A 23,047-nucleotide genomic window follows, 5' to 3' on the forward strand; every position below is an offset into this window, starting at 1 on the left:
TTACGGCGCGAGCAGTTCCAGGCGCGCCTCGATGGCTAGCTGGGAGCGGCGCAGCGCTTGCACCTCGGCGTGCAGCGACGCCAGGCGATCGCGTAACTCCCCGCGGGCCTCCTGGGCATTATCGAGGCGGCTGGCCAAAGGCTCAAGGGTCTCGCGAAGCCCCTCGACGGCCAGGCGTCGGCTCGCCGCCTCCTCGCCCAGCCGCCCTTCCAGGGTCGCCAGGCGTTCCTCCAGCGCCACGCCTCGCGCGTCCTCCTCGGCAACCCTTGCCGTCAGGCGCTCATCAAGCGCCTCCTGGGCCGTGGTGCTGCGCGCCTCCAGGCCATCCAGGCGCTGGCTCAGCTCGGCGCGGGCCTCTTCCCCCAGGGTCTCCAGGGCCGCCAAGGAGTCGCGGCTGGCGCTTAACCACTCCTGCAGGGTGGCCTGCTGCGCCTCCAGGCGACTCAGGGCCTCGGCCAGGACCTGGGGCCTGGGGCCCTCCTGGCCCTGGTGCAGCGCTTCGAGACGCTGCCGCTGATCGTCGAGGCTCGCCGCCAGGGTCTCCAGCCGTGAGGCCTGGGCGCGCTGCGCCTCGTCGAGGCGGGTCAGGGCCTCGCCGGGCGCCAGGCCGTCGAAGCGCGCATGGACATTGGAGAACTGCCCCTCGAGGCGGGCGATTTCGGCATGCAGCAGCTGACGCTCTTCCCAGGCCAGGAAGCTCACGCCCGCCAGGCCCAACGCCAAGCCCAGCACCGCCAGGCGCAGGCCCCAGGGTCTGGGCGTTGCCGAGACCGGGGCGGCATGACGAGGCGGTGGGGGATCGAGGCTGGCATCACGGTCGGCCACCAGGGGGGGAGGACGCCGTTCCTCCGGGGGCTGGGCCATGGATGGGACTCCTCTTCGGACGGGTGGGCGCGGGGCCGGCGGGCCAATCCCGAGTGTCGTCGTCGGAATTGGCGACACCCCGGTGGGGTGCTATGATGTGCCGACACCACTTACGCAGATGCTTGGTATTGTAAGGTTTTTTGCGGCGAGACCGATAGCGCCTTGATTCGCTTCGGTTCCGCCCCCACAACACCAGGTGCTGTATTCATCGGTGATAAAAAGGAGCAAACCATGGCATTCGAACTTCCCGCCCTGCCGTACGAGAAGAACGCGCTGGAACCGCATATCTCCGCCGAGACCCTGGAGTATCACTATGGCAAGCACCACCAGGCCTATGTGACCAAGCTCAATGAGCTGACCGACGGCACCGAGAATGCCAACAAGTCCCTGGAAGAGATCATCAAGTCCTCTTCCGGCGGCCTGTTCAACCAGGCGGCCCAGGTGTGGAACCACACCTTCTACTGGCACTGCCTCTCCCCGAACGGTGGCGGCGAGCCCAGCGGCGCCCTGGCCGACGCTATCAAGGCCAAGTTCGGTTCCTTCGACGAGTTCAAGGCGGCCTTCAACGCCAAGGCCGTGGGCAACTTCGGCTCCGGCTGGACCTGGCTGATCAAGACCGACGACGGCGGCGTGGACATCGTCAACACCGACGATGCCGACACCCCCATCGCCCACGGCCAGACCCCGCTGCTGACCATCGATGTGTGGGAACACGCCTACTACATCGACTACCGCAACGCCCGCCCGAAGTACCTGGAGAGCGTGTGGAACATCGTTAACTGGGACTTCGTGGCCCAGAACTTCGCCTAACCCCGCTTGGCGAAGCGGCCCGGGCGATACCCCGGGCCGACACGACAAGGCCCCGCCACACGGCGGGGCCTTGTCGTTGGTGGTGTACCGATTAGGCCTCAGGGATCGGCGCGGCGACCGATGCCACGATAGGTCAACCCCTGCCCCGCCACATAGTCGGGATCATAGATATTGCGCCCGTCCAGGATCAGTCGCTCCCGGAGGCCGGCGGCGAGCCGCGCCCAGTCCGGGTTCCAGTAGCACTTCCACTCGGTGACCAGCAGCAACGCATCGGCGCCCTCGCAGGCGGCGTAGGGGTCGTCCGCGCACAGCGTCAGCAGCGGCTGCTCGCCCACCGCGGCGGCCAGCGCCGGCAGCGCCGCCGGATCGTGCAGGCGGACCTCGACCCCCTGGGCCCAGAGCGCCCTTAGCAGGGGCAGCACCGGGGCCTGATCGATGCGCGCCGTGCCCGGCTTGAAGGCCGCCCCCCAGATCGCCACCCGGCGCCCGGCGAGTTCGCCCCGGAAATGGCTCCATAGCTTGCGGAACAGGGTCTCCTTCTTCTGCTCGTTGATCTCCAGCACCTGCTCGAGCAGGGCCGAGGCACGCCCCTGGGCGGACTGGACGTCGGCCAGCCCCATCAGGTCCCGGGAGAAGTTGGGGCCACCGAAGCCACAACCGGGATAGAGGTATTCGTAGCCGATACGCGAATCGGCGCCCATGCCCTGGCGCACCAGCTCCACGTCGACACCCAGGGTATCGGCGAGGCCGGCCACCTCGTTCATGTAGCTGATGCGGGTGGCCAGCATGCCGTTGATGGCTAGCTTGGTGAGCTCGGCGGCCCGCAGCGGCATGCACTGGAAGACATCGCGCCGGCGGTTGAAGGCGCGCAGCAGCTCCTTGACCCGTGCGGTGGCCCGCGGCGATTCGCTGCCCAGCAGCCAGCGGCTGGGACGGGTGAAGCTCTCCCAGGCGCGCCCTTCCTGAAGCATATCGGGCAGGCAGACCGCCCACTGCTCGGCGCCCAGGCACTCGCTCAGACGCTCGGTCTCGCCCACCGGAAAGGTGGCGTTATTGATCACCACCAGGGGCTCGCGCTGGTCGGCGGCCTGGGCCGCCGCCTCCCGGGCCTCGCGGCGCTGATCCGGCGCCAGGGCCAGCCACAGTACTTCCACCGACTCGGGGGCATTTGCCGCGTCCACGACCAGGCTACCCTCGGCCAGGGCCTGCTCCAACTGACCGAGCAGCTGCGGCTCGCGCCTGAGCCAGTCGGCCCGGGCCAGGCTCGGCCAGGGGGTCTGCGGATGGGGCTGCCAGTGCACGCGGTGGCCGACGCTGGCCAGGGCCGCGGCGGCGGTCACCGCGGCCAGTTCACTGCCGATCAGGCGGATACGCATGCTCAGGCCTCGCCGGCATAGCGGTCCAGCAGGGCCCGGAAGCCCTCCCCATACTTGGGATGGCGCCGGGCGAAGGCGAGGATCGCCTCCAGGTAGCCCAACTGGTGGCCACAATCATAGGTGACGCCCTGCATGCGATAGGCGGCCACGCCGGCGCGCGCGCGCAGGGCCTCGATGGCGTCGGTGAGCTGGATCTCGCCCCCGGCCCCCGGTGGCGTCTCGGCCAGCAGCGGAAAGATCTCCCCGGGCAGCACATAGCGACCGATCACCGCCAGGTTGGAGGGGGCCCGGTCGCGGGACGGCTTCTCCACCATCCCGGCCAGGGGCAGCGATTCACCCGGCGCCGGCACATCGGCCTCGGGCTCGACGATGCCGTATTTCTCGACCCGTTCCCAGGGCACTTCTTCCACCATCAGCTGAGCCTGACCGCTGGCCTCGAAGGCCGCCACCATGCCCGCCAGGTCGTTGCGCGGCAGGCCCTCGCCATCCACCAGCACGTCCGGCAGTAGTACCGCGAAGGGGGCCTCGCCCACCACCGGGCGGGCGCAGAGCACCGCATGGCCGAGGCCCAGGGGCTCGGGCTGACGCACGCTGATGATCTTGACCGTGTCGGGGACGATATTGCGCAGCTCCTCGAGCAGCTCGTGCTTGCCCTTGGCCTCCAGGGTGGTCTCCAGCTCGAAATGCTTGTCGAAGTGGTTCTCGATGGCCCCCTTGCTGGAGTGGGTCACCAGCACGATCTCGGTGATACCGGCGGCGACGGCCTCTTCCACCACGTACTGGATCACCGGCTTGTCGACGATGGTGATCATCTCCTTGGGGATCGCCTTGGAGGCGGGCAGGCAGCGAGTACCGAAACCGGCCACCGGCAGAACGGCCTTGCGAATCATCGGGTTCCTTCCTGAGCGGGATTGAGAGCTCCTAGTATGCCAGACCCTATCCAGGCACGCCGCCCCGCCGCGTTCGCGGTGGGTGGCGGCGGACAAGGCAACGCCGGGCGGGTAGAATGGCGGCATCTTTTTCGAGGAGCCCGACGATGCCCACCCTGCCGGACGTCGACCTGCTGATCGAGGCCCGCTGGCTGCTGCCCATGAGCGAGGGCCTGCCGACCCTGGAGCATCACGCCATCGCCATCCAGGGCGGTATCCTGCTCGGCCCCTGGCCCATCGCCACGGCCCGGGAACATGTCAGTCCCCGGGAGACGCTGCGTCTCCCTCACCATGCGCTGTTACCCGGGCTGATCAACGCCCATAATCACGCCGGCATGAGCCTGATGCGCGGTTACGCCGACGACCTGCCACTGATGACCTGGCTCGACGAGCATATCTGGCCCGCCGAGGGGGCCCTGGTGGATGCCGACTTCGTCACCGCCGGGACGCGCCTGGCCTGCGCCGAGATGCTGCGCAGCGGCACCACCACCTTCGCCGATATGTACCTGGCCCCCGAGGCGGTGGCCGAGGTGGTCGGCGAGATGGGCCTGCGGGTGCAGCTGTGCACTCCTCTGATCGACTTTCCCACCGCCTGGGCCGCCGACTTCACCGAAGGCCTGGCGCGTACCGAGGCCCTGATCGAGCGTTATGCCGAGCATCCGAGGGTCCATCTGGCCCTGGGGCCCCATGCCCCCTACACGGTGAGCGATGCCAGCCTGGCGCGCCTGGGCGAGGCCCGGGCGCGCTGGGGGCTGCCGATCCAGATGCATGTGCACGAGACTCGCGACGAGGTCGAGCGGGGCCTGGCCGAGGATGGCCGCCGGCCGTTGCGGCGGCTCTTCGAGGCCGGCCTGCTGGGGCCACACTTTCAGGCGGTGCACATGACCCAGGTCGACGATGATGACCTGGCGCTGCTGGCCGAGACCGATACCCGGGTCATCCATTGCCCCCAGTCCAACCTCAAGCTGGCCAGCGGCTTCTGCCCGGTGACGCGGCTCCGGGACGCCGGGATCACGGTGGCCCTGGGCACCGACGGCGCCGCCAGTAACAACGACCTGGACCTGTTCGATGAGCTGAAGTGTGCCGCCCTGCTGGCCAAGGGCATCAGCGGCGATGCCGCCGCCCTGCCCGCCATGGAGGCCCTGGCCATGGCGACCCGCGATGGTGCCCGCGCCCTGGGCCTGGACGCGCAGCTCGGACAGCTGCGTCAAGGCTATGCCGCCGACCTGATCGCCGTGGACCTGCAACGCCTCAATACCCTGCCGGTGCACCATCCCGCCTCGGCGGTGGTCTATGCCATGCATAGCCACCAGGTGAGTCATGCCTGGGTGGCTGGCCGGCCGCGTCTCGCCGATGGCCACTTTATCGATATCACGCCGGACGCCATCACCGCCGATTGCGAAGCCTGGCGGCAACGCCTGGCGTCCCTGCGCGCACAAGGAGAGAGTTAAGATGCCCCATACCGCCGACCACCGCGATAGCAGCGATGCTGCCAGCACCCAGGATAGCGGCGACTACCGTCATAACGTCGATGCCGCCGAGATCGCCAAGTTCGAGGCCCTGGCGAGCCGCTGGTGGGACAGCGAAGGGGAGTTCAAGCCCCTCCACGAGATCAATCCGCTGCGCCTGGACTTTATCGATGCCCGCGTCGGCCTGGCCGGTAAATCGGTGATCGACGTGGGCTGTGGCGGCGGCATCCTGGCCGAGTCCATGGCGCATCGTGGCGCCCGGGTCACCGGCATCGACATGGGCGAGGCCCCCCTGGCGGTGGCTCGCCTACATCTGGCCGAGAGCGGGGTGGCGGTGGACTATCGCCAGGCCAGCGCCGAGGAGATGGCCGCCGAGGCCCCCGGCCAATATGACGTGGTCACCTGTCTGGAGATGCTCGAGCATGTGCCGGACCCGGCGGCGGTAGTGCGTGCCTGCATGACCCTGGTCAAGCCCGGCGGCGACGTCTTCTTCTCGACGATTAATCGCAACCCCAAGGCCTATGCCGTCGCCATCCTCGGCGCCGAATACGTGCTGCGACTGCTGCCCAAGGGTACCCACGAGTACCGCAAGTTCATCCGTCCCGCGGAGCTCTCCCGCTGGGCCCGGGAGGCCGAGCTCAAGGTCTGCGAGCAGAGCGGTCTGGTCTACCAGCCGCTGACGCGACGCTACCGCCTGGATGCCCGGGATGTCTCGGTGAATTACCTGATGCACTGCCGACGGGAGGCCGAATGAGCGCCCTTCCCCGCGCCCTGCTCTTCGACCTGGATGGTACCCTGGTGGATACCGCCCCGGACCTGGCCCGGGCCACCAATGCCCTGCGACAGCACCATGGCCTGCCGGCGCTGCCCTATGAGGCGATTCGCGCCCAGGTCTCCAATGGCGGCAGTGCCCTGGTGACCCTGGCCCTCGGCCTGCCCCTGGAGGCGCCGGGCCATGGCGAGGCACGCCAGTTTCTGCTCGATGCCTATGGCCGGGACGTGGCGGCCGAGAGCCGCCTCTTTTCCGGGCTGGAGCGGCTGATCGCCGGCTGGAGCCTGGCACCGCGCGCCTGGGGCATCGTTACCAACAAGCCGCGGGCCTATGCCGCCCCCCTGATCACGGCCCTGGGGCTGAGCCCCGGTGCCCTGCTCTGCGCCGATGACCTGCCGGTGAAGAAGCCCGCGCCGGAGCCGTTATGGGTCGCCGCCGAGCGCCTCGGCGTCGCCCCCGAGGCGTGCTGGTATATCGGCGATCATCGTCGCGATATGGAGGCCGCCCGGGCCGCCGGCATGACCGCGGTGGCGGTGGGCTATGGTTACCTGGACGCGGCGGAGTCCATCGATGAGTGGCCGGCAGAGTTGCGCTTCGCCACCCCCGAGGCCCTGGTTAGCGCCCTGCTGCAGCCCTGATATCGACACTCTCAGCGAGCCTGACGGGGCTGACCTGAGGGTAGGCACTCCACGAAGACGCTGTGAACCCATCCCTGGGCGCTCGACTTTTTCATCCCTGAAAAAGACGCTTCGTTGCGGCCTACCCTCAGCGCCCCTTAGTCATTCTGGCAGGGGGCGGTTAATCAACCCTTGGGCGGCTGGGCATCGAAACGCTGCCCGGTAACGCCACGGCTCTCCGGGCCCATCAACCACAGGTAGGTGGGCATGATCTCCTCGGGGGTGCGCAGGGTATCCGGGTCCTCGGCGGGGTAGGCGCTGCGCCGCATCTGGGTGCGGGTGGCCCCCGGGTTGAGGCTATTGACGCGCACCGCGGTGAGGTTCTCCAGCTCGTCGGCCAGCACCTCCATAAAGCCCTCGGTGGCGAACTTGGAGACCGCATAGGCGCCCCAGAAGGCACGCCCCCGGCGACCCACGCTGGAGGAGGTGAGGATCACCGAGGCGTCCTCGGAGGCCTTGAGCAGCGGCAGCAGGGCCTGGGTCATCCATACCGGGCCATTGAAGTTGACCTGCATCACCTGCTCCCAGAGCTGGGGATTGTACTGGTCGAAGGGGGTCAGGCGCCCCAGCAGGCCGGCATTGTGCAGGATGCCATCCAGGCGCCCGAACTCCCGTTCCAGGGTCTCGGCCATGTCCTGGTAGTCCTTGAGGGTGGCGCCCTCGAAGTTGAGCGGGAAGATCGCCGGCTGCGCTCCCCCCGCCGCCTCGATCTCGTCGTAGACCTTCTCCAGCTTGGCGATGGTCCGCCCCAGCAGGATCACGGTGGCGCCATGCCGGGCATAGGAGAGGGCCGCGGCACGACCGATGCCATCGCCGGCACCGGTCACCAGCACGATGCGTCCCGCCAGGAGATCCGCGGGGGGACGATAGTCGATCTTGCAGTTCATCGGGACTCCTAGAGGCCGCTGTCGTTGAGGAAGTCACGCCCCATCACGGCGGCGTTGCTGTCCGGGTAATCGGCGATCAGCCGCTCGAGCAGCTCGCGGCTGGCCTCCGGCTGGCCCTGGCGCGCCTTGAGCAGCCCCAGCTTGTAGAGGGCATCGGGCACCTTGTTGCTCTGCGGGTGATCATCCAACACCCTCTGGAAGGCGGCGGCGGCGGCCTCCAGGTCCTCCTCGGCGGAGTGAAGCTCGCCCAGCCAGTAATGGCCGTTGGCGGCCAGGTCGGTATCCGGGTAGTCCGCCACGAAGGCCTCGAAGGCGGCGATGGCGGCCGGGAAGTCGCGGGCCTGAACCCGCTGGAAGGCGGCCTGATAGGCGGCCTGGGCATCGGCCCCAGAGGCCTGCCCATTGCCGGCGGCGACCGCCTGCGCGGCCGCTGCGTCCACCGCTGCCGGGGCGGTGCCGGCGAGGCGCTCCTCCAGGTCGAGATAGCGGGCCTGGGAGTCGCGGCGCAGTTGCTCGAGCTGATAGCGCAACTCCTCCACCTGCCCCCGTAGTTGCTGGATCTCGCGCTGTTGCTCGTCGAGGCGGTTGAGCAGCAGCAGACTGCCGGATGCACTCTCCCGGGCCTCGGTCTGATCGTAGAAACTACGCGAGCCCGCCGAGAGGTCCTCGATGACCGGTTGGGCCAGTACGGAAAGCGGGAGCACCAGGGCTCCCGCACCGCACAGTCGGGTCAGCCAACGGCGGCTGCTGTGACTGTGATTCATCACTCGCTCCTCGGCCTCAGTAGGCGAACACCACGCGACGGTTCTGGGCGTAGGCATCCTCATTGTAGCCGCTCACCGCCGGACGCTCCTCGCCATAGCTGACCACCTCCAGCTGCGAGGGAGAGACGCCCTGCACGGAGAGGAAGCGCTCGACGGCCTTGGCGCGACGCTCGCCCAGCCCCAGGTTGTATTCGCGGGTACCGCGCTCGTCGGTATGGCCCTGCAGCATCACCCGGGCGCTGGGGTTGTTGCGCAGGTACTGGGCGTGGGCATTGAGCACCGGCTCGAACTCGCCACGAATGCGCTCGCTGTCGTAGTCGAAGTAGATGGTGCGCACGCCGGGAATGCCGGCCTGCTGACCGTTCTGACCGGTGCCGCCGACCCCCACGCCGCCGACCTGGCCATTAGCCGCGCCGCTGGTGCTGACACCGTCGCGACTGCCATCCATGGAGCCATCCTGGGTGCCGCCCGTGCTGGAACAACCGGCCACGAAGGCGAGAGAGAGCGCGATGGCCAGGCTCCTGGCATAAGGCTTGAATTGCATTTTCCACTCCTTGATGAATGACAATATCAGTTCAGAAACGGTGACCATGCGGGTTCCCGCACGTCACCCCGGGCCGCCGGCAGACGGAAGGAGGCTCGTCCATCCGCCGACACGGCGCCCAGTATCCCGGCGCTGCCCTGCTGGGTGGCGAAGAGTACCATGCTCCCGTTGGGGGCAACACTGGGAGATTCGTCCCAGCGACCCTCGGTCAGGGTCACCAGGCGACCGCTCTCCAGCTCCTGGCGGGCCACCTGATAACCGCGATTGCCGCGGTGAATCATAAACAGTGACTCGCCATCCGGGCTGAGGCGTCCCCGGGCATTGTAGTTGCCGGTGAAGGTGAGGCGTTCCACCCGGCCGCTGGCCAGGTCATAGCGGTAGAGCTGCGGGCCGCCGCTGCGATCCGAGGTGAAGACCAGGCTGCGCCCATCCGGGGCGAAGCTGGGCTCGGTATCGATGGCGCTGTTATCGGTCAGGCGCCGGAACTCGCGGCTGGCGATATCCATCAGGTAGAGCTCCGGCTGCCCATCCCGAGACAGCGACATGGCCAGCTGGCGACCATCCGGCGACCAGGCCGGGGCGCTGTTGATGCCGGTGAAGGAGCTGGCCCGGACGCGCTGGCCGGTGGTGACGTCCTGGATATAGATGGCCGGGCGCTCGGTCTCGAAGGAGACATAGGCGAGCTTGGTGCCATCCGGCGACCAGGCCGGCGACATGATCGGCTGATCGGAGTCGAGGATCTGCTGGCTGTTGCGGCCATCGGCATCGGCGATATGCAGGCCGTAGCGGCGCGCGTCGCCGGCGCCCTGGGCCGTGACATAGGCGATCCGCGTGGAGAAGGCGCCGCGGATCCCGGTGATCGCCTCGAAGACCTGGTCGCTGATGTAGTGGGCGGCGGCCCGCAGGCGCTGCGGGTCGGCGGTGACCACCTCGCCCAGCAGGCGGCTCTCGCCATAGACATCGAGCAGCTCGTAGCGCACCCGGTAGTCGCTGCCCTCGGCGGTCACCTCGGCGACGACCAGGTAGTCGGCGGAGACCGCCCGCCAATCGCGGTAGTTGACCGCCTCGCCGCGAGCGGGGCGGGAAATCATCGAATCGCGGGGCAGCGGCTCGAACTGGCCGCTGCGCTCCAGGTCATCGCTGACGATGCGTGCCAGGTCCTCCGGCAGGCCCTCACCGGCGAAAGGCACGATGGCGATGGGGATGGCGCGGTCGCTGCCGCGGGTGATCTCGATGGTCAGATTGGCCTGGGCCTGCTGCACGAAGAGCAGCAGGCAGGCCGCCAGCCATAAGCCAAGATAGCGTTTCATCAGCGGATATCCCCCGGTCGAAAGCGTAGATTGAATTGACGGAACTGACTCTGTGCCGCCGCCGGCAACTGGCGCATTTCACGGAAGGGCGCGGCTCGCTCCACCGCCTGCAGCGCCGAGCGGTCGAAACCGGCGTCGCCGCTACCGCGCACCACACTCACTCCCACCAGCTCGCCGGTGGGGAGCAGGTTGAGCGCCAGGGTCGCCTCCAGGCCATCGACGCTGCCCGGGGGAATGATCCAAGCCTGCTCCACCGCTCGGCGCACCAGGGCCTGGAAACCGTTGGCGGCCTCGTTGGCCTGGCGCGCATTGGCGATGGCCTCCTGCTCGCTGGCGATCAGGCTATCCAGGCTCCCCCCCGCGGCCTCGGCGGCGCGACGCGCGGCCTCTTCGCGGCGGCGTTGCTCCTCGGCCTGGCGTTGGCGTTCGGCCTCCTCTTCGCGGCGGCGCTGCTCCTCGGCCTGGCGCTGGCGTTCGGCTTCCTCTTCGCGACGGCGCTGCTCCTCGGCCTGGCGCTGGCGTTCGGCTTCCTCTTCGCGACGACGCTGCTCCTCGGCCTGGCGCTGGCGTTCGGCTTCCTCTTCGCGGCGACGCTGCTCTTCGGCCTGGCGCTGACGTTCGGCTTCCTCTTCGCGGCGACGCTGCTCTTCGGCCTGGCGCTGACGTTCGGCTTCTTGCTCGGCGGCCTGCTCTTCCCGCAACCGCGCCTGGCGTTCGGCCTCCTCGGCGCGTCGCTGGGCCTCGACCCGAGCCTCCTCTGCCGCCTGGCGCTGAGACTCGGCCTCGGCTGCCTCGCGGGCGGCCTGTTCCTGCGCCTGACGGGCCTCGACCTCCTGGGCCTGACGCTCGGCTTCCCGGGCGGCCTCCGCCTCGGCCTGCTGGCGGGCCGCGGCACGCGCCCTGGCCTCCTGGGCGCGCTGGGCCTGGTCGGTGGCGGTCTCGGTACTCACCAGGGTGGCCTGAACCACCGCGGCGGAGGGTGGCTCGGTCCTGGCACTGGGCACCAGGCTCAGCATGCTCAGGCCCACCACCAGCAGATGCACGCCGATAGCGAGCAGGGCCGGTAGCCCGTAGCCGACACGATGCTCCTCTCTGGCCACCCCTAGCCCTCCTGCGGCGGCGGTTCGGAGATCAGCCCCACATTGCCGACGCCGGCGCTCTGCAGGGTGCTCATCAGGGTCACCACCTGGCCATAGCTGACATTGCGATCGCCACGCACCATCACCGGCGTGCCCGGGTTGCGATCCATGACGATGATCACCCGCTCGGCGAGCTCGTCGAGCCCCAGCGGGGTCTCCTCGTCGCCGAGGGAAATATAGTAATTACCGTCGCGGTCCACCGAGACCACGATGGGCTCGCGCTCCTCGTTATCCTCGATGGGTGACGAACTCACCTGGGGCAGATCGACCTGGACGCCCTGAGTCAGCATGGGCGCGGTGATCATGAAGATCACCAGCAGTACCAGCATGACGTCGATAAAGGGCACCACGTTGATCTCGCCCATGGGGCGGCGGCGACCGCCCCGGTTGAAGGGTCCATGCATGGTGGGGTCTCCGTCAGGCCGCCGCGCTCTCGCCGCGGCCCTGCAGGTTCCGGTGCAGGATGGAGTGGAACTCCTCGGCGAAATCCTCGTACTTGCCGAGCAGGCGCCCGGTCTCCGCGGAGAGGCGGTTGTAGAAGATCACCGCCGGAATGGCGGCGAACAGCCCCATGGCGGTGGCGATCAGCGCCTCGGCGATCCACGGCGCCACGGTGGCGAGCGTCGCCTGCTGGGCCATGGAGAGCGACTGGAAGGAGCCCATGATGCCCCAGACGGTACCGAACAGGCCGATATAGGGACTCGCCGAGGCCACCGTGGCCAGGAACACCAGGTGCAGGTTGAGGCGCTCTTCTTCCCGGGACCAGGCGACGCGCATGCTGCGCTGCACCCCATCGAGGATCGCCTGGGGGCTCTTGGCCTTGGGCAAGAGGCGGTGGAATTCCCGGAAGCCGGCGCGAAACAGGTGCTCGCCTCCCAGGCTCTCGCGTTCGGCGGGAATCTGGCGATAGAGGTCGTTGAGATCGACCCCGGACCAGAAGTGCTCCTCGAAGGCCTTGTGCGCCTTCTTGGCACGGCTCAGCACCAGGCTGCGCTGGAAGATCACCACCCAGGAGAGGATGGAGCCGAGCACCAGGATCAGCATCACCAGCTGCACCACGGTGCTGGCATTCATGATCAGGTGGGGAATGGACATGGTGTCGTTCACGGGCGTCCTCATCGAAGCTCGGGGGTTAGGGCCGCGGCCAGGGCCGCCGGCCAGCGGCGGGGCCGCAGGGTTTGGGCATCCAGACAGGCGATGTCGACACTCGCCTCACACAGGGGTTCCCCGGTGCGGCTGACCCGTTGGACGAAGGTGGCACGGCTGGCGCCCCGCTCGGCGACGGCGGCGCTGACCACCAGGTCGTCATCGAGACGCGCCGGGCGAGCATAGCGGCACTCCAGGCGATGGACCACCAGTTGCACGCCCTCGGCGAGCAGCTCGCGCTGGGTATGGCCCAGGCGCCGTAACCACTCGCTGCGGGCGCGCTCCATGAATTTCAGGTAGTTGACGTAGTAGACGATGCCCCCGGCGTCGGTGTCCTCGATATAGACCCGCACCGGCAGGCGGAACTCGCCCGTGCTACTCATGGGCGCACCTCGCCGCTGGCATCCGGGGTGGCGGAGTCGGGCACCAGGTCGAAGTGGGCATAGGCCTGGCGAGTCACCACCCGCCCCCGGGCGGTGCGCATCATCAGCCCCTGCTGGATCAGGTAGGGCTCGATCACGTCCTCGATGGTGTCGCGCTCCTCGCCGATGGCGGCGGCCAGGGAGTCGACGCCCACCGGGCCGCCATCGAACTTCTCGATCATCGCCAGCAGCAGGCGGCGATCCATATGGTCGAGGCCGTGGTGATCCACATGCAGCATGTCCAGGGCGCGATCCGCCACCTCGACATCGATCACCCCGCGGCCGCGCACCTCGGCGTAATCACGCACCCGCCGCAGCAGGCGATTGGCGATGCGCGGCGTGCCCCGAGCGCGGCGGGCGATCTCCGCGGCACCGGCGCCATCCGCCTCGACGCCCAGCAGCCGCGCCGAGCGGGAGACGATGCCGGTCAGGTCGTCGATGCCGTAGAACTCCAGGCGCTGGACGATGCCGAAGCGATCGCGCAGCGGCGAGGTCAAAAGCCCCGCCCGGGTGGTGGCCCCCACCAGGGTGAAGCGCGGCAAGTCGAGCTTGATGGAGCGCGCCGCCGGCCCCTCGCCGATGACGATATCCAGCTGGAAGTCCTCCATGGCCGGATAGAGCACCTCCTCCACCACCGGCGAGAGGCGATGAATCTCGTCGATAAACAGCACGTCGCCGGGCTCGAGGTTGGTGAGCATGGCGGCCAGGTCCCCCGGGCGCTCCAGCACCGGCCCCGAGGTGGACTTGATATCCACGTCCATCTCGGCGGCGATGATATTGGCCAGGGTGGTCTTGCCCAGCCCCGGGGGACCGAACACCAGGGTATGGTCGAGGCTTTCGCCGCGACCGCGGGCGGCCTGGATAAAGATCTCCAACTGCTCGCGTACCCGCGGCTGACCGATATAGTCGGCCAGCCGCTTGGGGCGGATGGCGTGGTCCTGGACCAGCTCCCCGCCCTGGGGAGCGGCGGCGATCAGTCGATCATTGTCGAGCATAGTGACTTCCGATCCTGCGCGGCCGCGTCAACGGGCCGGCATCGATGGGGGCAGCCACCCTAGCCCGCCAGCTTGCGGGTCAGGGCGGCCTTGATCAGGGCCTCGGTGGAGAGCCCACGCTCGCAGCCGGCGAGCATCTTGGCGGCCTCGGCGGGCTTGTAGCCGAGCGCCACCAGGGCCGCCTCGGCATCCGCCAGGGGGTCGCTCTGGGGGGCCGCGCTCGACTGCCCCGCCGCCGCGGCTTCCAGGGCCTCGAGGCCGCCGCCCTCGTCGCCGGTCCAATGCGGGAAGCGGTCGCGCATCTCGATGATCAGCCGCTCGGCGGTCTTCTTGCCGACGCCAGGCAGCCGGGTCAGCGACTTGATGTCATCCTCGCGCACGCAGCGCACGAAGGCCGCCTCGTCCATGCCGGAGAGGATCGCCAGGGCCAGCTTGGGCCCCACGCCATTGACCTTGATCAGGGCACGGAACAGCTCGCGCTCCTGGCCACGGGCGAAGCCGTAGAGCAGGTGGGCATCGTCGCGAATGCTGAGATGAGTGTGCAGGGAGACCGTGTCGCCCACCGCCGGCAGGGCCATCTGGGTGGTGAGGGAGGCTTCCAGTTCATAGCCGACGCCGGCGACGTCGACCACCAGCCAGGGCGGCTGCTTCTCCACTAGGGTGCCACGCAGGCGTCCAATCATGCCGTGAATCGATCCTTGCTAAGACTGGCGTTCACTATACTGGCCACCCGCTAGGCTGACCAGAGGCCAAAATCGTCATCTAGTGTGCACGCACCCCCGAGGGGATGCGCCGGTTCGAATCGAAGGCCGGGCATCCGTGCCCGGCCCTCAGGACCCGCGGCTGCCGGGGTCGAAGGCGCGCCACCCCTTGCCGCCGCCGCGCCGCCCGCCATAGCTGCCGCGGCTGATCAGGCCTAGCCGCGCATGGGCATGGGTCAGGGCGATGGCCAGGGCATCGGCGGCATCCGCCTGGGGCGTGCCGTCGAGGCCCAGCACGGCGCTGATCATATGCTGCACCTGGGCCTTGTCGGCACCGCCGGTGCCGGTCACCGCCTGCTTGATCTGGCGCGGCCCGTATTCGCTCACCGGCAGGCCATGGTTGGCGGCGCAGACGATGGCGGTACCCCGGGCCTGACCCAGCTTGAGGGCCGAGTCGGGATTCTTGGCCATAAAGACCTGTTCGATGGCCAGCTCTCCCGGGCGATGCAGACCGATCAGCTCGCTGATCCCGGCATAGATCTGTGCCAGGCGCTGGGCCAGGTCATCGCCCCGGGTACGGATGCAGCCGCTGGCCACGTAGCGGGGCCGCGTCTCGCCAACGTCGAGCACCCCATAGCCGGTGATCCGCGAGCCGGGATCGATCCCCAGGATCAGCATGTCCCGCCGTCTCCGGGCGCGTTTCTCTTCATTGTGCGTCGTCTCCCTGACGAGAGTGTCCCAGCCCAACAACATACCGGCGCCACAGGGGCGCCGGTAGGGGTCGTGCGTGTCGGAATGGCTCGCCTTATTCGGCGGCTTCCGGCTTGGCCTTGGCCCGCAGGCGGATATTCAGCTCCTTGAGCTGCTCGGCGCTGACCTCGCCCGGGGCGTCGGTCATCAGGCAGGCGGCGCTCTGGGTCTTGGGGAAAGCGATCACCTCGCGGATGGTCCGCGCCCCGGTCATCAGCATCACCAGGCGGTCGAGGCCGAAGGCCAGGCCACCGTGGGGCGGCGCGCCATACTTGAGGGCGTCGAGCAGGAAGCCGAACTTCTCTTCCGCCTCGGCCTGGTCGATGCCCAGCACCTCGAGGACGGCCCGCTGCATCTCCTGATCGTGGATACGGATCGAGCCGCCGCCCAGCTCGGTGCCGTTGAGCACCATATCGTAGGCGCGGGACAGCGCCTGGGCGGGATCGGCCTTGAGGGCCTCCACGTCGCAGGAGGGCGCGGTGAAGGGATGGTGCAGGGCCTGCATGCGGGCGCTGCCGTCGTCCTCGAACATCGGGAAGTCGACCACCCACAGCGGTGCCCAGTCCTGGGTGTAGAGTTCCAGGTCCTCGCCCAGCTTGACGCGCAGGGCGCCCAGGGCCTCGTTGACCACCCGCGCCTTGTCAGCGCCGAAGAAGATGATATCGCCGTCTTGGGCGTCGACACGCTCCAGCAGCTCGTCGATCACGTTCTCCATGAACTTGACGATGGGCGACTGCAGGCCCTCGAGCCCCTTGGCGCGCTCGTTGACCTTGATCCAGGCCAGGCCCTTGGCGCCATAGATGCCGACAAACTTGGTGTACTCGTCGATGGCCTTGCGGGAGAGCTCGGCACCGCCGGGGACCTTGAGGGCGGCGACGCGGCCGTCGTCGGCCTTGGCCGGGCCGGAGAAGACCTTGAAGTCCACCTGGGCCATCAGGTCATCGACGTCGACCAGTTCCAGGGGGATGCGCAGGTCCGGCTTGTCGGAGCCGTAGCGGCTCATCGCCTCGCTGTAGGGCATGCGCGGGAACTCGGGCAGCTCGACCTCGAGGACCTCCTGGAAGAGCTGGCGGATCATCGACTCGGTAATGCCCATGATCTCGTCTTCGTCGACGAAGGAGGCCTCCAGGTCGATCTGGGTGAACTCCGGCTGACGGTCGGCGCGCAGGTCCTCGTCGCGGAAGCACTTGGCGATCTGGTAGTAGCGGTCGAAGCCGGACACCATCAGCAACTGCTTGAACAGCTGCGGCGACTGCGGCAGGGCGAAGAAGCTGCCGGCGTGGGTACGGCTCGGCACCAGGTAGTCCCGGGCGCCTTCCGGGGTGGCCCGGGTCAGGATCGGCGTCTCGATATCCAGGAAGCCCTGCCCCTCGAGGAAGGCCCGCACGCTGTGGGAGATCCGCGAGCGCAGGCGCAGCTTGTCGAGCATCTCCGGGCGACGCAGATCGATATAGCGGTGTTTGAGGCGCACCTCCTCGCCCACCTTGCCATGCTCGTCGAGCTGGAACGGCGGGGTGGCGGCGGTGTTGAGGACCTCCACCTCCTTGGCCAGCACCTCGATCATGCCGGTGGGCATGTTGGGGTTCTGGGTGCCCTCGGGGCGCGGCCGCACGCGGCCGACGATGCGCAGCACGAACTCGTTACGGCAGCGGTCGGCATTGGCGAAGGCCTCGGCGGTATCCGGGTCCACCACGACCTGGGCGATGCCATCACGGTCGCGCATGTCGAGGAAGATCACCCCACCGTGGTCACGGCGACGGTGCACCCAACCACAGAGGGTGACCGTCTGATCCACCAGTGTCTCGTTAAGCTGGCCGCAATAATGGCTGCGCATGTCGAATCCTGTTTTCTAGCGTTTATCGAAAGGGAGAATCGGGCCGCCTCAGGCGGCGGCCCCGTCCTTGCTCGGCGCCTTGCTGGCCGCGCCGTCACCGGCCAGGTTCTTCTTGCTGCCGGACTTGAAATCGGTCTCGTACCAGCCACCGCCAGCCAGGCGGAAGCCCGCCGCGGAGACCAGACGGGAGAGCTCGGCGGCCTCGCAGCTGGGGCAGTCGGTGAGTGGCGCGGCGCTCACCTTCTGCAGCTTCTCGAGACGGTGGCCACAGGCCTTGCACTCATATTCGTAGATGGGCATGGTTCTAATCACTCCTGAATACGCTATTGGCCTGGAACACACCCCGACCAGGCCGGCGATGGCCAATATGGGGCCTCGCGCCGGCCTTTCCAAGGCCACCGAAAGCCCCGCATTATAGCGCGTCGCGCCCCCTTGGGGGCAAGGTGCCGAAGCCACTCGAGGATTTGTGATGAAAGCCGTGCTACTCGATGCCGCCAGCCTCGGCGAGGATATCGACCTCAGCCCCCTGCGCGAGCGAGTCGACCAACTGACGGTGCATGCCGCCACCGCCACGGACGAGCGCCGGGAACGCCTCGAAGGCGCCCGGGTCGCCATCGTCAACAAGGTGGTGCTGGATGGCGAGCTGCTCGAGGGCCTGCCGGAGCTGAAGCTGATCTGCGTGCTGGCCACCGGCACCAACAATATCGACATGGCCGCCGCCGAGCGCCTCGGCATCACGGTACGCAACGTCAGCGCCTATGGCACCGCCAGCGTGGCCCAGCATACCCTGATGCTGATGCTGGCCCTGGCCAATCGCCTGCCCCGCTACCAGCGCCGAGTCGCCGCCGGTGACTGGGGGCGCAGCGACTTCTTCTGCCTGCTCTCTCCCACCACCCTGCAACTGCAAGGCAAGCACCTGGTGATCGTCGGCCAGGGCGAACTGGGCCGCCGCGTCGGCGAGCTGGCCAGGGCCTTCGGCATGCGCGTCGACTACGCCGCGCGTCCCGGCCGGGAGGACGGCGACTCCCGCCCTGCCCTCGCCGAACTGGCTCCCCAGGCCGATGTGCTCAGCCTGCACTGCCCCTTGACGGAGGCCACCCATCACTTGGTCGATGCGGCGTTGCTGGCCCGACTCAAGCCCGGCGCTCTGCTGATCAACTGCGCCCGGGGCGGGATCGTCGACGAGGCGGCGGCGCTGACGGCGCTGCGCGAGGGCCGCCTCGGCGGCCTGGGGGTCGACAGCCTGCCCGAGGAGCCGCCTCGCCGGGGGCATGCGCTTCTCGAGGCCCTCGCCGAGCCCCTCAACCTGATCGTCACCCCCCATAATGCCTGGATCACCCCGGAGGCGCGGGCCCGGGTGGTCGAGCTGACCGCCGAGAACCTGGCGCGACCGTTGCCCTGAACCGCCAGCGTGAAAACGCGCCATGCGTGCCCCGGCTAGGCTTAGGCGAGACGACGGGGACAATGCCATCGCTTTTTCTCTCCGGCCGACGGGCCGGACCGCAGGAAGGACGCCATGCTCTATAACCTGGGCTCCATCAATATCGATCATGTCTACCGGGTGCCGCACCTGGTGCGGCCCGGCGAGACACTGGCCAGCCGCGACTACCAACGGGTGCTGGGCGGCAAGGGCGCCAATCAGTCCCTGGCCCTGGCCCGGGCCGGGGGCCGCGTCGCTCACTGGGGGCGCCTGGGTCGCGGTGACGGCTGGGCCCTGGCGCCCCTCGAGGAGGCCGGGGTCGCGCTCGACGACGTCGAGCTGGTCGACGCGCCCAGCGGCCATGCGCTGATCCAGGTCGACGATAATGGCGAGAACGCCATTATCCTCTACCCCGGTGCCAATCACGGCTTCGAGGAGGACGCCCTGGTGGCGCGGATCGCCACCGCCGAGCCCGGCGCCACCCTGCTGCTGCAGAACGAGTGCAACGGCCTGGCAGCGGCCATGGCGGCCGCCAAGCAGCACGGCCTGACACTGGCCTTCAACCCGGCGCCCATGGACGAGGCGGCCAACCGGTTGCCGCTGGAGGCCTGCGACCTGCTGTTCGTCAACCGCGGCGAGGCCGCGGCCCTGGCCGGCCTCGCCGAGACCACCCCCGCTTCGGCCCTGCTCGATGCCCTGGCCGAGCGCCTCCCCGAGGTGGAATTGGTGCTGACCCTGGGCGCGGAGGGGGTCCACTACCGCCATCAGGAGACGCGCCTTCGCCTGGCCGCCCACCGGGTCGCCGCGATGGATACCACCGCCGCCGGCGACACCTTTATCGGCGTCTTCCTGGCGACCCGCCAGGCCGGTGCCGATATCGAGACCTGCCTGCGCCGGGCCAGTGCCGCCGCCGCCCTCTGCGTCCAGACCCCGGGCGCCGCGCCGAGCATTCCCTGGGCGGAGGCGGTGGACGCCGCCCTGGCCGAATGGCCACCCTGCCCCTTGGAAAACGACGACGGCCACTAGGCTACCATCCTCTCAACCTGGCCCTTGATGGAGACCGCCCCATGAGCTATCCGATCATCTTCGATACCGACCCGGGCGTGGACGACGCCCAGGCCATCGCCATCGCCCTGCGCCACCCGGAGATCGAACTGCTGGGCCTGACCACCACCTACGGCAACGTCGATATCAATGTCGCCACCCGCAACGCCCTGCTGCTCAGCGAGCTGGCCGGTCGCCGCATCCCGGTGGCCCAGGGCGCCGCCGGCCCCCTGGTCAAGCCCCGGCACCCGGCGCCGGCGCATATCCATGGCGCCAACGGCCTGGGCAATATCGACCTGCCGGAGGTCCACGGCCGAGCGGAGCCGATCGGCGCGGCGCAGTTTATCGTCGAGACGGTGCGCGCCCGTCCCGGTGAGGTCACCCTGGTGGCGGTGGGCCCCCTCGGCAACCTGGCCGCGGCCCTGCAGCTCGATCCGGGCATCGTCGAGGCGGTCAAGCGGGTGGTGATCATGGGCGGCTCGATCAAGGAGGGGGGCAATGTCTCGCCGGTGGCGGAGGCCAATATCTTCAATGATCCCCACGCCGCCTCGAGGGTCCTCACCGCCGGCTGGCCGCTGACCCTGGTGGGCCTGGACGCCACCCATCGCTGCGTGCTGAGCCCCGCCGACATGGACGCCATCGCCGCCGGCCAGGGCGAGCTCGGCGCCGTACTCAAGGGCAGCTACGCCTTCTATCGGGAGTTCTACCAGCAGGCCCTGAGCATCGATGGCTGCTGCCCCCACGACAGCTGTGCCCTGGCCTGGCTGCTGCGCCCGGAACTCTTCACCACCGCCCGGGGCCACCTGAGCGTGGTGACCGAGGGGGATGCCGCGGGGCAGACGCTGTTCGCCCCCGAGGGACGCGCCTTTATCGACGAGCGCTGGTCCCGCACGCCCCTGGTGGAGGCCTGCCTGGGCGCCGACGGCCCCGCCGTGGTGCAGTGGATCGTCGATACCCTGAAATAACTCGGGGAAGGCACCTAGGAGCCTGTCGGACTTAACGCTAATCTGCTACGAAACCCGGGCTTTCGGCCAATTTCATTCGATATGATTCGTTAAATAGCGGGCTATTCGCCTCATCAGATCGATAAACTTGTCTCGAAATCCGTGTTCCTCGCGACGATTGGTCAAATCCGACAGGCTCCTAGAGGGTGATAAAGGCGTCCGGGTCTCGGGGCGCCGCCTCTTCCAGGCTGACCTGGCTGACCCGAGCCGCGGGGGGGCCCTGCCAGAGCCATTGGGTCACCGCGCGGACCGCCTCCTCCTCGCCACATAGCAGCACCTCGACGCGACCATCCGGCAGGTTCTTGGCATAGCCGGTCAGCCCATGCTGCAGGGCCTGCTCCTGGGTGGCCCGGCGGTACCAGACCCCCTGCACCTTGCCGCTGACCCAGGCCTTGATGCACTGCTTGCTCATGCTGACTCCTCCCTTCGACGACCCCGCCGGTGGCGGCCTCCTGTCTCCCCTGTTCTAGCACCCGAGCCGGCCGGCGCCAAGGGGAGGGACGGTAGTGCCCCGCCACCGGCCCGTCCTCGACTGGTGGTCGGCTTATATTAAATGTTATGTTATAACATGTATGGCACCACCCACCGAATGAGCCGTTCATGGACAAGCACCCCTTGGAAGATATTGCTGCCGCGCCGTCGACACGCCTTGGCACGCTGAACTGGGTCGGTATGGAGGGCATTGCCCTGCCGCTCAAGGTGGCCGGCCAAGCCATCGCCGGTCGCGCCTCGGCGGGCGTCAGCCTCGACGACCCGACCGCCCGCGGCATTCATATGTCACGCCTCTACCTGGCGCTGGCCGAGCTGGAAGGCCAGGAGCTCTCGCTATCGCGGTTAGCCGCGGTGCTCGACGCCTTTCTGGCAAGCCATCGAGGGCTGGCGCATCAGGCGTTTCTCGACCTGGAAGGCGAGGCGTTGTTGCGCCGTCCGGCGCTGATCAGCCCCCTGTCGGGCTGGAAGACCTACCCCTTCACCCTGCGTTGCCGCCGTGACGCCCTGGGCCTGCACGCCATTCTCGAGGTCAGCGTGGGCTATTCCTCCACCTGCCCCTGCTCGGCGGCGCTGGCGCGCCAACTGATCCAGCAAGCCTTCGCGGAGGACTTCACCGAGATGCCGGTGACCCGCGAGGCGGTGCATGCCTGGCTGGGCAGCGACCAGGGCGTGCTGGCCACGCCCCATAGTCAGCGCAGCCAGGCACACCTCGCGCTGCGCCTGGCCATCGACGGCGACGCCCTGCCGCTGCTGGCGCTGGTCGACCGCGTCGAGCGGTCGCTCGGCACGGCGCTACAGACCGCGGTAAAGCGGGTGGACGAGCAGGCCTTCGCCCTGGCCAACGGCCAGAACCTGATGTTCTGCGAGGATGCCGCCCGGCGCCTCCATCACAGCCTGCGCGAGCAGCCTGGTATCGAGGGATTCTCCCTGCGGGTAGTCCACGCCGAAAGCCTCCACGCCCACGATGCCGTGGCGCGCAGCCAGTGGAATTGGCAGCAGGCGTGAGGGATATCAGCATGCGGCCGGTAAAGGTCGAGCGGGGCGCGCACGGTCCGAAGCCAAGCAGCATGAGGGTGCCCGCCAGCAACGCGACTTCGCCGGAGGGCCCCGCTGACGGCCCCTGACACTCGCTATCGGCGTGCCCTCCTGATCGCGCCTGCCCCACGACACCCCCAATGAGAACGATGCCATGATCTTGACGCCCTCCTCCGTCGTCGGCGAACGCCTCACCATCCCCCGAAGCCTGCGAGCACAGGCTATCACTCCGGGCGACCGGGAAGGGCCTGATACCCTGCACCACGCCGACCTGCTGGTGCTGGGCGGCCAGGTGGTCACGCCTGCCGGCATCGAGCGCCTGGACGTGGCCTGCCTCGGCGGCCATATCGTGGCCCTGGGCGAACTGCGCAGGAGCTGGTCTGCCGAGAGCACCCTGGAAGCCGCCGGCCTGCACGTGCTGCCCGGGGTGATCGATACCCAGGTGCACTTCCGCGAACCGGGCCTGACCCACAAGGAGACCCTGGAGGCGGGCACCCGCGGCGCCGTGCTGGGCGGCGTCACCGGGGTCTTCGAGATGCCCAACACCAGCCCTTTGACCCTGACGCCGGAGGACCTCGCGGCCAAGTTCGACCGCGCCGACGGCCGCGCCTGGTGCGACCACGCCTTCTATATCGGCGGCTCGGCGGTCAACGCCGAACGCCT

The 23,047-nt window shown here is 68.6% G+C and carries 25 protein-coding genes and 1 pseudogene; 9 read left to right on the forward strand and 17 right to left on the reverse strand.

Features of this window, described 5'->3' with window-relative positions:
* The gene (locus tag HPA02_RS04615) at nucleotides 1–864 is read right to left on the reverse strand and encodes a hypothetical protein (RefSeq protein ID WP_146801907.1); all 864 of its coding nucleotides are present in this window, start codon (nucleotides 862–864) and stop codon (nucleotides 1–3) included.
* Between the two features lie 231 nt (nucleotides 865–1,095).
* Here HPA02_RS04615 and HPA02_RS04620 point away from each other — a divergent pair, with 231 nt between their 5' ends.
* On the forward strand, nucleotides 1,096–1,674 hold the full coding sequence (locus HPA02_RS04620) for a superoxide dismutase (RefSeq protein ID WP_146801908.1): 579 nt from the start codon (nucleotides 1,096–1,098) through the stop codon (nucleotides 1,672–1,674).
* A gap of 98 nt (nucleotides 1,675–1,772) precedes the next feature.
* Here HPA02_RS04620 and HPA02_RS04625 read toward each other — a convergent pair whose 3' ends face one another.
* The gene (locus HPA02_RS04625) at nucleotides 1,773–3,050 is read right to left on the reverse strand and encodes a nucleotide sugar dehydrogenase (RefSeq protein ID WP_146801909.1); all 1,278 of its coding nucleotides are present in this window, start codon (nucleotides 3,048–3,050) and stop codon (nucleotides 1,773–1,775) included.
* A 2-nt stretch (nucleotides 3,051–3,052) separates the two neighbouring features.
* Nucleotides 3,053–3,940: a UTP--glucose-1-phosphate uridylyltransferase GalU gene (gene galU / locus HPA02_RS04630; protein WP_146801910.1), complete on the reverse strand. Its 888-nt coding sequence runs from the start codon at nucleotides 3,938–3,940 to the stop codon at nucleotides 3,053–3,055.
* 146 nt (nucleotides 3,941–4,086) lie between these two features.
* Here galU and HPA02_RS04635 point away from each other — a divergent pair, with 146 nt between their 5' ends.
* From HPA02_RS04635 to HPA02_RS04645, 3 genes are read left to right on the forward strand one after another with little or no spacing between them, the layout of a single operon-like run.
* The gene (locus tag HPA02_RS04635; RefSeq protein WP_186809921.1) at nucleotides 4,087–5,430 is read left to right on the forward strand and encodes a TRZ/ATZ family hydrolase; all 1,344 of its coding nucleotides are present in this window, start codon (nucleotides 4,087–4,089) and stop codon (nucleotides 5,428–5,430) included.
* Between the two features lies 1 nt (nucleotide 5,431).
* Entirely contained in the window at nucleotides 5,432–6,202 is a 771-nt protein-coding gene (gene ubiG, locus HPA02_RS04640) for a bifunctional 2-polyprenyl-6-hydroxyphenol methylase/3-demethylubiquinol 3-O-methyltransferase UbiG (RefSeq protein ID WP_146801911.1), read from the forward strand.
* On the forward strand, nucleotides 6,199–6,858 hold the full coding sequence (locus tag HPA02_RS04645; RefSeq protein WP_146801912.1) for an HAD family hydrolase: 660 nt from the start codon (nucleotides 6,199–6,201) through the stop codon (nucleotides 6,856–6,858). Before ubiG ends, HPA02_RS04645 begins: the two co-directional genes overlap by 4 nt.
* 164 nt (nucleotides 6,859–7,022) lie before the next feature.
* On the opposite strand, the gene HPA02_RS04650 is transcribed toward HPA02_RS04645, so the two are convergent.
* From HPA02_RS04650 to HPA02_RS04710, 13 genes are all read right to left on the reverse strand, one after another.
* Nucleotides 7,023–7,784 (reverse strand): YciK family oxidoreductase, encoded by a 762-nt coding sequence (locus HPA02_RS04650; RefSeq protein ID WP_146801913.1) that lies wholly within the window; start codon nucleotides 7,782–7,784, stop codon nucleotides 7,023–7,025.
* Nucleotides 7,785–7,792: 8 nt separating this feature from the next.
* A complete protein-coding gene (gene ybgF / locus HPA02_RS04655) occupies nucleotides 7,793–8,548 on the reverse strand; it encodes a tol-pal system protein YbgF (protein ID WP_146801914.1) in 756 nt (251 codons plus the stop codon).
* A 16-nt stretch (nucleotides 8,549–8,564) separates the two neighbouring features.
* A complete protein-coding gene (pal, locus tag HPA02_RS04660) occupies nucleotides 8,565–9,092 on the reverse strand; it encodes a peptidoglycan-associated lipoprotein Pal (RefSeq protein ID WP_146801915.1) in 528 nt (175 codons plus the stop codon).
* A gap of 26 nt (nucleotides 9,093–9,118) precedes the next feature.
* Complete coding sequence (gene tolB / locus HPA02_RS04665) at nucleotides 9,119–10,402, reverse strand: Tol-Pal system beta propeller repeat protein TolB (protein WP_146801916.1); 1,284 nt, start codon at nucleotides 10,400–10,402, stop codon at nucleotides 9,119–9,121.
* The gene (gene tolA, locus HPA02_RS04670; protein ID WP_146801917.1) at nucleotides 10,402–11,502 is read right to left on the reverse strand and encodes a cell envelope integrity protein TolA; all 1,101 of its coding nucleotides are present in this window, start codon (nucleotides 11,500–11,502) and stop codon (nucleotides 10,402–10,404) included. The genes tolB and tolA overlap by 1 nt, the downstream gene beginning before the upstream one ends.
* Before the next feature lie 2 nt (nucleotides 11,503–11,504).
* Nucleotides 11,505–11,945 carry a protein TolR gene (gene tolR / locus HPA02_RS04675; RefSeq protein ID WP_146801918.1) on the reverse strand — a complete coding sequence of 147 codons (441 nt, stop codon included), beginning with the start codon at nucleotides 11,943–11,945 and terminating at the stop codon, nucleotides 11,505–11,507.
* A gap of 13 nt (nucleotides 11,946–11,958) precedes the next feature.
* Nucleotides 11,959–12,648: a protein TolQ gene (tolQ, locus tag HPA02_RS04680; protein ID WP_146801919.1), complete on the reverse strand. Its 690-nt coding sequence runs from the start codon at nucleotides 12,646–12,648 to the stop codon at nucleotides 11,959–11,961.
* A gap of 8 nt (nucleotides 12,649–12,656) precedes the next feature.
* Nucleotides 12,657–13,070, reverse strand: a complete 414-nt coding sequence (gene ybgC, locus HPA02_RS04685; protein ID WP_269750168.1) for a tol-pal system-associated acyl-CoA thioesterase — start codon at nucleotides 13,068–13,070, stop codon at nucleotides 12,657–12,659.
* Nucleotides 13,067–14,104 (reverse strand): Holliday junction branch migration DNA helicase RuvB, encoded by a 1,038-nt coding sequence (gene ruvB, locus HPA02_RS04690; RefSeq protein WP_146801920.1) that lies wholly within the window; start codon nucleotides 14,102–14,104, stop codon nucleotides 13,067–13,069. The genes ybgC and ruvB overlap by 4 nt, the downstream gene beginning before the upstream one ends.
* Nucleotides 14,105–14,163: 59 nt before the next feature.
* Nucleotides 14,164–14,787, reverse strand: coding sequence for a Holliday junction branch migration protein RuvA (gene ruvA / locus HPA02_RS04695; protein WP_146801921.1), 624 nt, complete (start codon nucleotides 14,785–14,787; stop codon nucleotides 14,164–14,166).
* A gap of 147 nt (nucleotides 14,788–14,934) precedes the next feature.
* Nucleotides 14,935–15,483 (reverse strand): crossover junction endodeoxyribonuclease RuvC, encoded by a 549-nt coding sequence (gene ruvC, locus HPA02_RS04700; RefSeq protein WP_146801922.1) that lies wholly within the window; start codon nucleotides 15,481–15,483, stop codon nucleotides 14,935–14,937.
* 127 nt (nucleotides 15,484–15,610) lie between these two features.
* Nucleotides 15,611–17,389 carry an aspartate--tRNA ligase gene (gene aspS / locus HPA02_RS04705; protein ID WP_146801923.1) on the reverse strand — a complete coding sequence of 593 codons (1,779 nt, stop codon included), beginning with the start codon at nucleotides 17,387–17,389 and terminating at the stop codon, nucleotides 15,611–15,613.
* A 48-nt stretch (nucleotides 17,390–17,437) separates the two neighbouring features.
* Nucleotides 17,438–17,689 carry an FmdB family zinc ribbon protein gene (locus HPA02_RS04710; RefSeq protein ID WP_146801924.1) on the reverse strand — a complete coding sequence of 84 codons (252 nt, stop codon included), beginning with the start codon at nucleotides 17,687–17,689 and terminating at the stop codon, nucleotides 17,438–17,440.
* Nucleotides 17,690–17,858: 169 nt separating this feature from the next.
* Here HPA02_RS04710 and HPA02_RS04715 point away from each other — a divergent pair, with 169 nt between their 5' ends.
* The 3 genes from HPA02_RS04715 to HPA02_RS04725 all read left to right on the forward strand — a co-directional run bounded on the left by HPA02_RS04715 (nucleotide 17,859) and on the right by HPA02_RS04725 (nucleotide 20,818).
* Nucleotides 17,859–18,791 carry a D-2-hydroxyacid dehydrogenase gene (locus HPA02_RS04715; protein WP_146801925.1) on the forward strand — a complete coding sequence of 311 codons (933 nt, stop codon included), beginning with the start codon at nucleotides 17,859–17,861 and terminating at the stop codon, nucleotides 18,789–18,791.
* A 114-nt stretch (nucleotides 18,792–18,905) separates the two neighbouring features.
* On the forward strand, nucleotides 18,906–19,835 hold the full coding sequence (locus HPA02_RS04720) for a ribokinase (protein WP_146801926.1): 930 nt from the start codon (nucleotides 18,906–18,908) through the stop codon (nucleotides 19,833–19,835).
* Nucleotides 19,836–19,876: 41 nt separating this feature from the next.
* Entirely contained in the window at nucleotides 19,877–20,818 is a 942-nt protein-coding gene (locus tag HPA02_RS04725) for a nucleoside hydrolase (RefSeq protein WP_146801927.1), read from the forward strand.
* Nucleotides 20,819–20,996: 178 nt separating this feature from the next.
* On the opposite strand, the gene yccX is transcribed toward HPA02_RS04725, so the two are convergent.
* Nucleotides 20,997–21,269: an acylphosphatase gene (gene yccX / locus HPA02_RS04730; RefSeq protein WP_146801928.1), complete on the reverse strand. Its 273-nt coding sequence runs from the start codon at nucleotides 21,267–21,269 to the stop codon at nucleotides 20,997–20,999.
* Nucleotides 21,270–21,457: 188 nt separating this feature from the next.
* Between yccX and folE2 the strand changes: the two genes are divergently transcribed.
* Together folE2 and HPA02_RS04740 are read left to right on the forward strand one after the other, a co-directional pair.
* Nucleotides 21,458–22,354 (forward strand): GTP cyclohydrolase FolE2, encoded by an 897-nt coding sequence (folE2, locus tag HPA02_RS04735; protein ID WP_146801929.1) that lies wholly within the window; start codon nucleotides 21,458–21,460, stop codon nucleotides 22,352–22,354.
* Nucleotides 22,355–22,538: 184 nt separating this feature from the next.
* Nucleotides 22,539–23,047, forward strand: a pseudogene (locus tag HPA02_RS04740) (hypothetical protein); the annotation flags it as partial.

Origin of the sequence: Bisbaumannia pacifica (assembly GCF_007989625.1) — a bacterium.
In the GTDB taxonomy this organism is placed as follows: Bacteria; Pseudomonadota; Gammaproteobacteria; order Pseudomonadales; family Halomonadaceae; genus Bisbaumannia; species Bisbaumannia pacifica.

What these genes read in the sequence shown, in the direction of transcription:
- tolB (WP_146801916.1), bottom strand. Translation starts at nt 10,402, where the DNA reads ATGAAACGCTATCTTGGCTTATGGCTGGCGGCCTGCCTGCTGCTCTTC.
- HPA02_RS04720 (WP_146801926.1), top strand. Translation starts at nt 18,906, where the DNA reads ATGCTCTATAACCTGGGCTCCATCAATATCGATCATGTCTACCGGGTG.
- HPA02_RS04635 (WP_186809921.1), top strand. Translation starts at nt 4,087, where the DNA reads ATGCCCACCCTGCCGGACGTCGACCTGCTGATCGAGGCCCGCTGGCTG.
- pal (WP_146801915.1), bottom strand. Translation starts at nt 9,092, where the DNA reads ATGCAATTCAAGCCTTATGCCAGGAGCCTGGCCATCGCGCTCTCTCTC.
- HPA02_RS04650 (WP_146801913.1), bottom strand. Translation starts at nt 7,784, where the DNA reads ATGAACTGCAAGATCGACTATCGTCCCCCCGCGGATCTCCTGGCGGGA.
- HPA02_RS04615 (WP_146801907.1), bottom strand. Translation starts at nt 864, where the DNA reads ATGGCCCAGCCCCCGGAGGAACGGCGTCCTCCCCCCCTGGTGGCCGAC.
- tolR (WP_146801918.1), bottom strand. Translation starts at nt 11,945, where the DNA reads ATGCATGGACCCTTCAACCGGGGCGGTCGCCGCCGCCCCATGGGCGAG.
- aspS (WP_146801923.1), bottom strand. Translation starts at nt 17,389, where the DNA reads ATGCGCAGCCATTATTGCGGCCAGCTTAACGAGACACTGGTGGATCAG.
- folE2 (WP_146801929.1), top strand. Translation starts at nt 21,458, where the DNA reads ATGGACAAGCACCCCTTGGAAGATATTGCTGCCGCGCCGTCGACACGC.
- ruvA (WP_146801921.1), bottom strand. Translation starts at nt 14,787, where the DNA reads ATGATTGGACGCCTGCGTGGCACCCTAGTGGAGAAGCAGCCGCCCTGG.
- HPA02_RS04625 (WP_146801909.1), bottom strand. Translation starts at nt 3,050, where the DNA reads ATGCGTATCCGCCTGATCGGCAGTGAACTGGCCGCGGTGACCGCCGCC.
- ruvC (WP_146801922.1), bottom strand. Translation starts at nt 15,483, where the DNA reads ATGCTGATCCTGGGGATCGATCCCGGCTCGCGGATCACCGGCTATGGG.
- galU (WP_146801910.1), bottom strand. Translation starts at nt 3,940, where the DNA reads ATGATTCGCAAGGCCGTTCTGCCGGTGGCCGGTTTCGGTACTCGCTGC.
- ruvB (WP_146801920.1), bottom strand. Translation starts at nt 14,104, where the DNA reads ATGCTCGACAATGATCGACTGATCGCCGCCGCTCCCCAGGGCGGGGAG.
- HPA02_RS04725 (WP_146801927.1), top strand. Translation starts at nt 19,877, where the DNA reads ATGAGCTATCCGATCATCTTCGATACCGACCCGGGCGTGGACGACGCC.
- HPA02_RS04620 (WP_146801908.1), top strand. Translation starts at nt 1,096, where the DNA reads ATGGCATTCGAACTTCCCGCCCTGCCGTACGAGAAGAACGCGCTGGAA.
- ybgC (WP_269750168.1), bottom strand. Translation starts at nt 13,070, where the DNA reads ATGAGTAGCACGGGCGAGTTCCGCCTGCCGGTGCGGGTCTATATCGAG.
- HPA02_RS04710 (WP_146801924.1), bottom strand. Translation starts at nt 17,689, where the DNA reads ATGCCCATCTACGAATATGAGTGCAAGGCCTGTGGCCACCGTCTCGAG.
- HPA02_RS04715 (WP_146801925.1), top strand. Translation starts at nt 17,859, where the DNA reads ATGAAAGCCGTGCTACTCGATGCCGCCAGCCTCGGCGAGGATATCGAC.
- ybgF (WP_146801914.1), bottom strand. Translation starts at nt 8,548, where the DNA reads ATGAATCACAGTCACAGCAGCCGCCGTTGGCTGACCCGACTGTGCGGT.
- ubiG (WP_146801911.1), top strand. Translation starts at nt 5,432, where the DNA reads ATGCCCCATACCGCCGACCACCGCGATAGCAGCGATGCTGCCAGCACC.
- HPA02_RS04645 (WP_146801912.1), top strand. Translation starts at nt 6,199, where the DNA reads ATGAGCGCCCTTCCCCGCGCCCTGCTCTTCGACCTGGATGGTACCCTG.
- yccX (WP_146801928.1), bottom strand. Translation starts at nt 21,269, where the DNA reads ATGAGCAAGCAGTGCATCAAGGCCTGGGTCAGCGGCAAGGTGCAGGGG.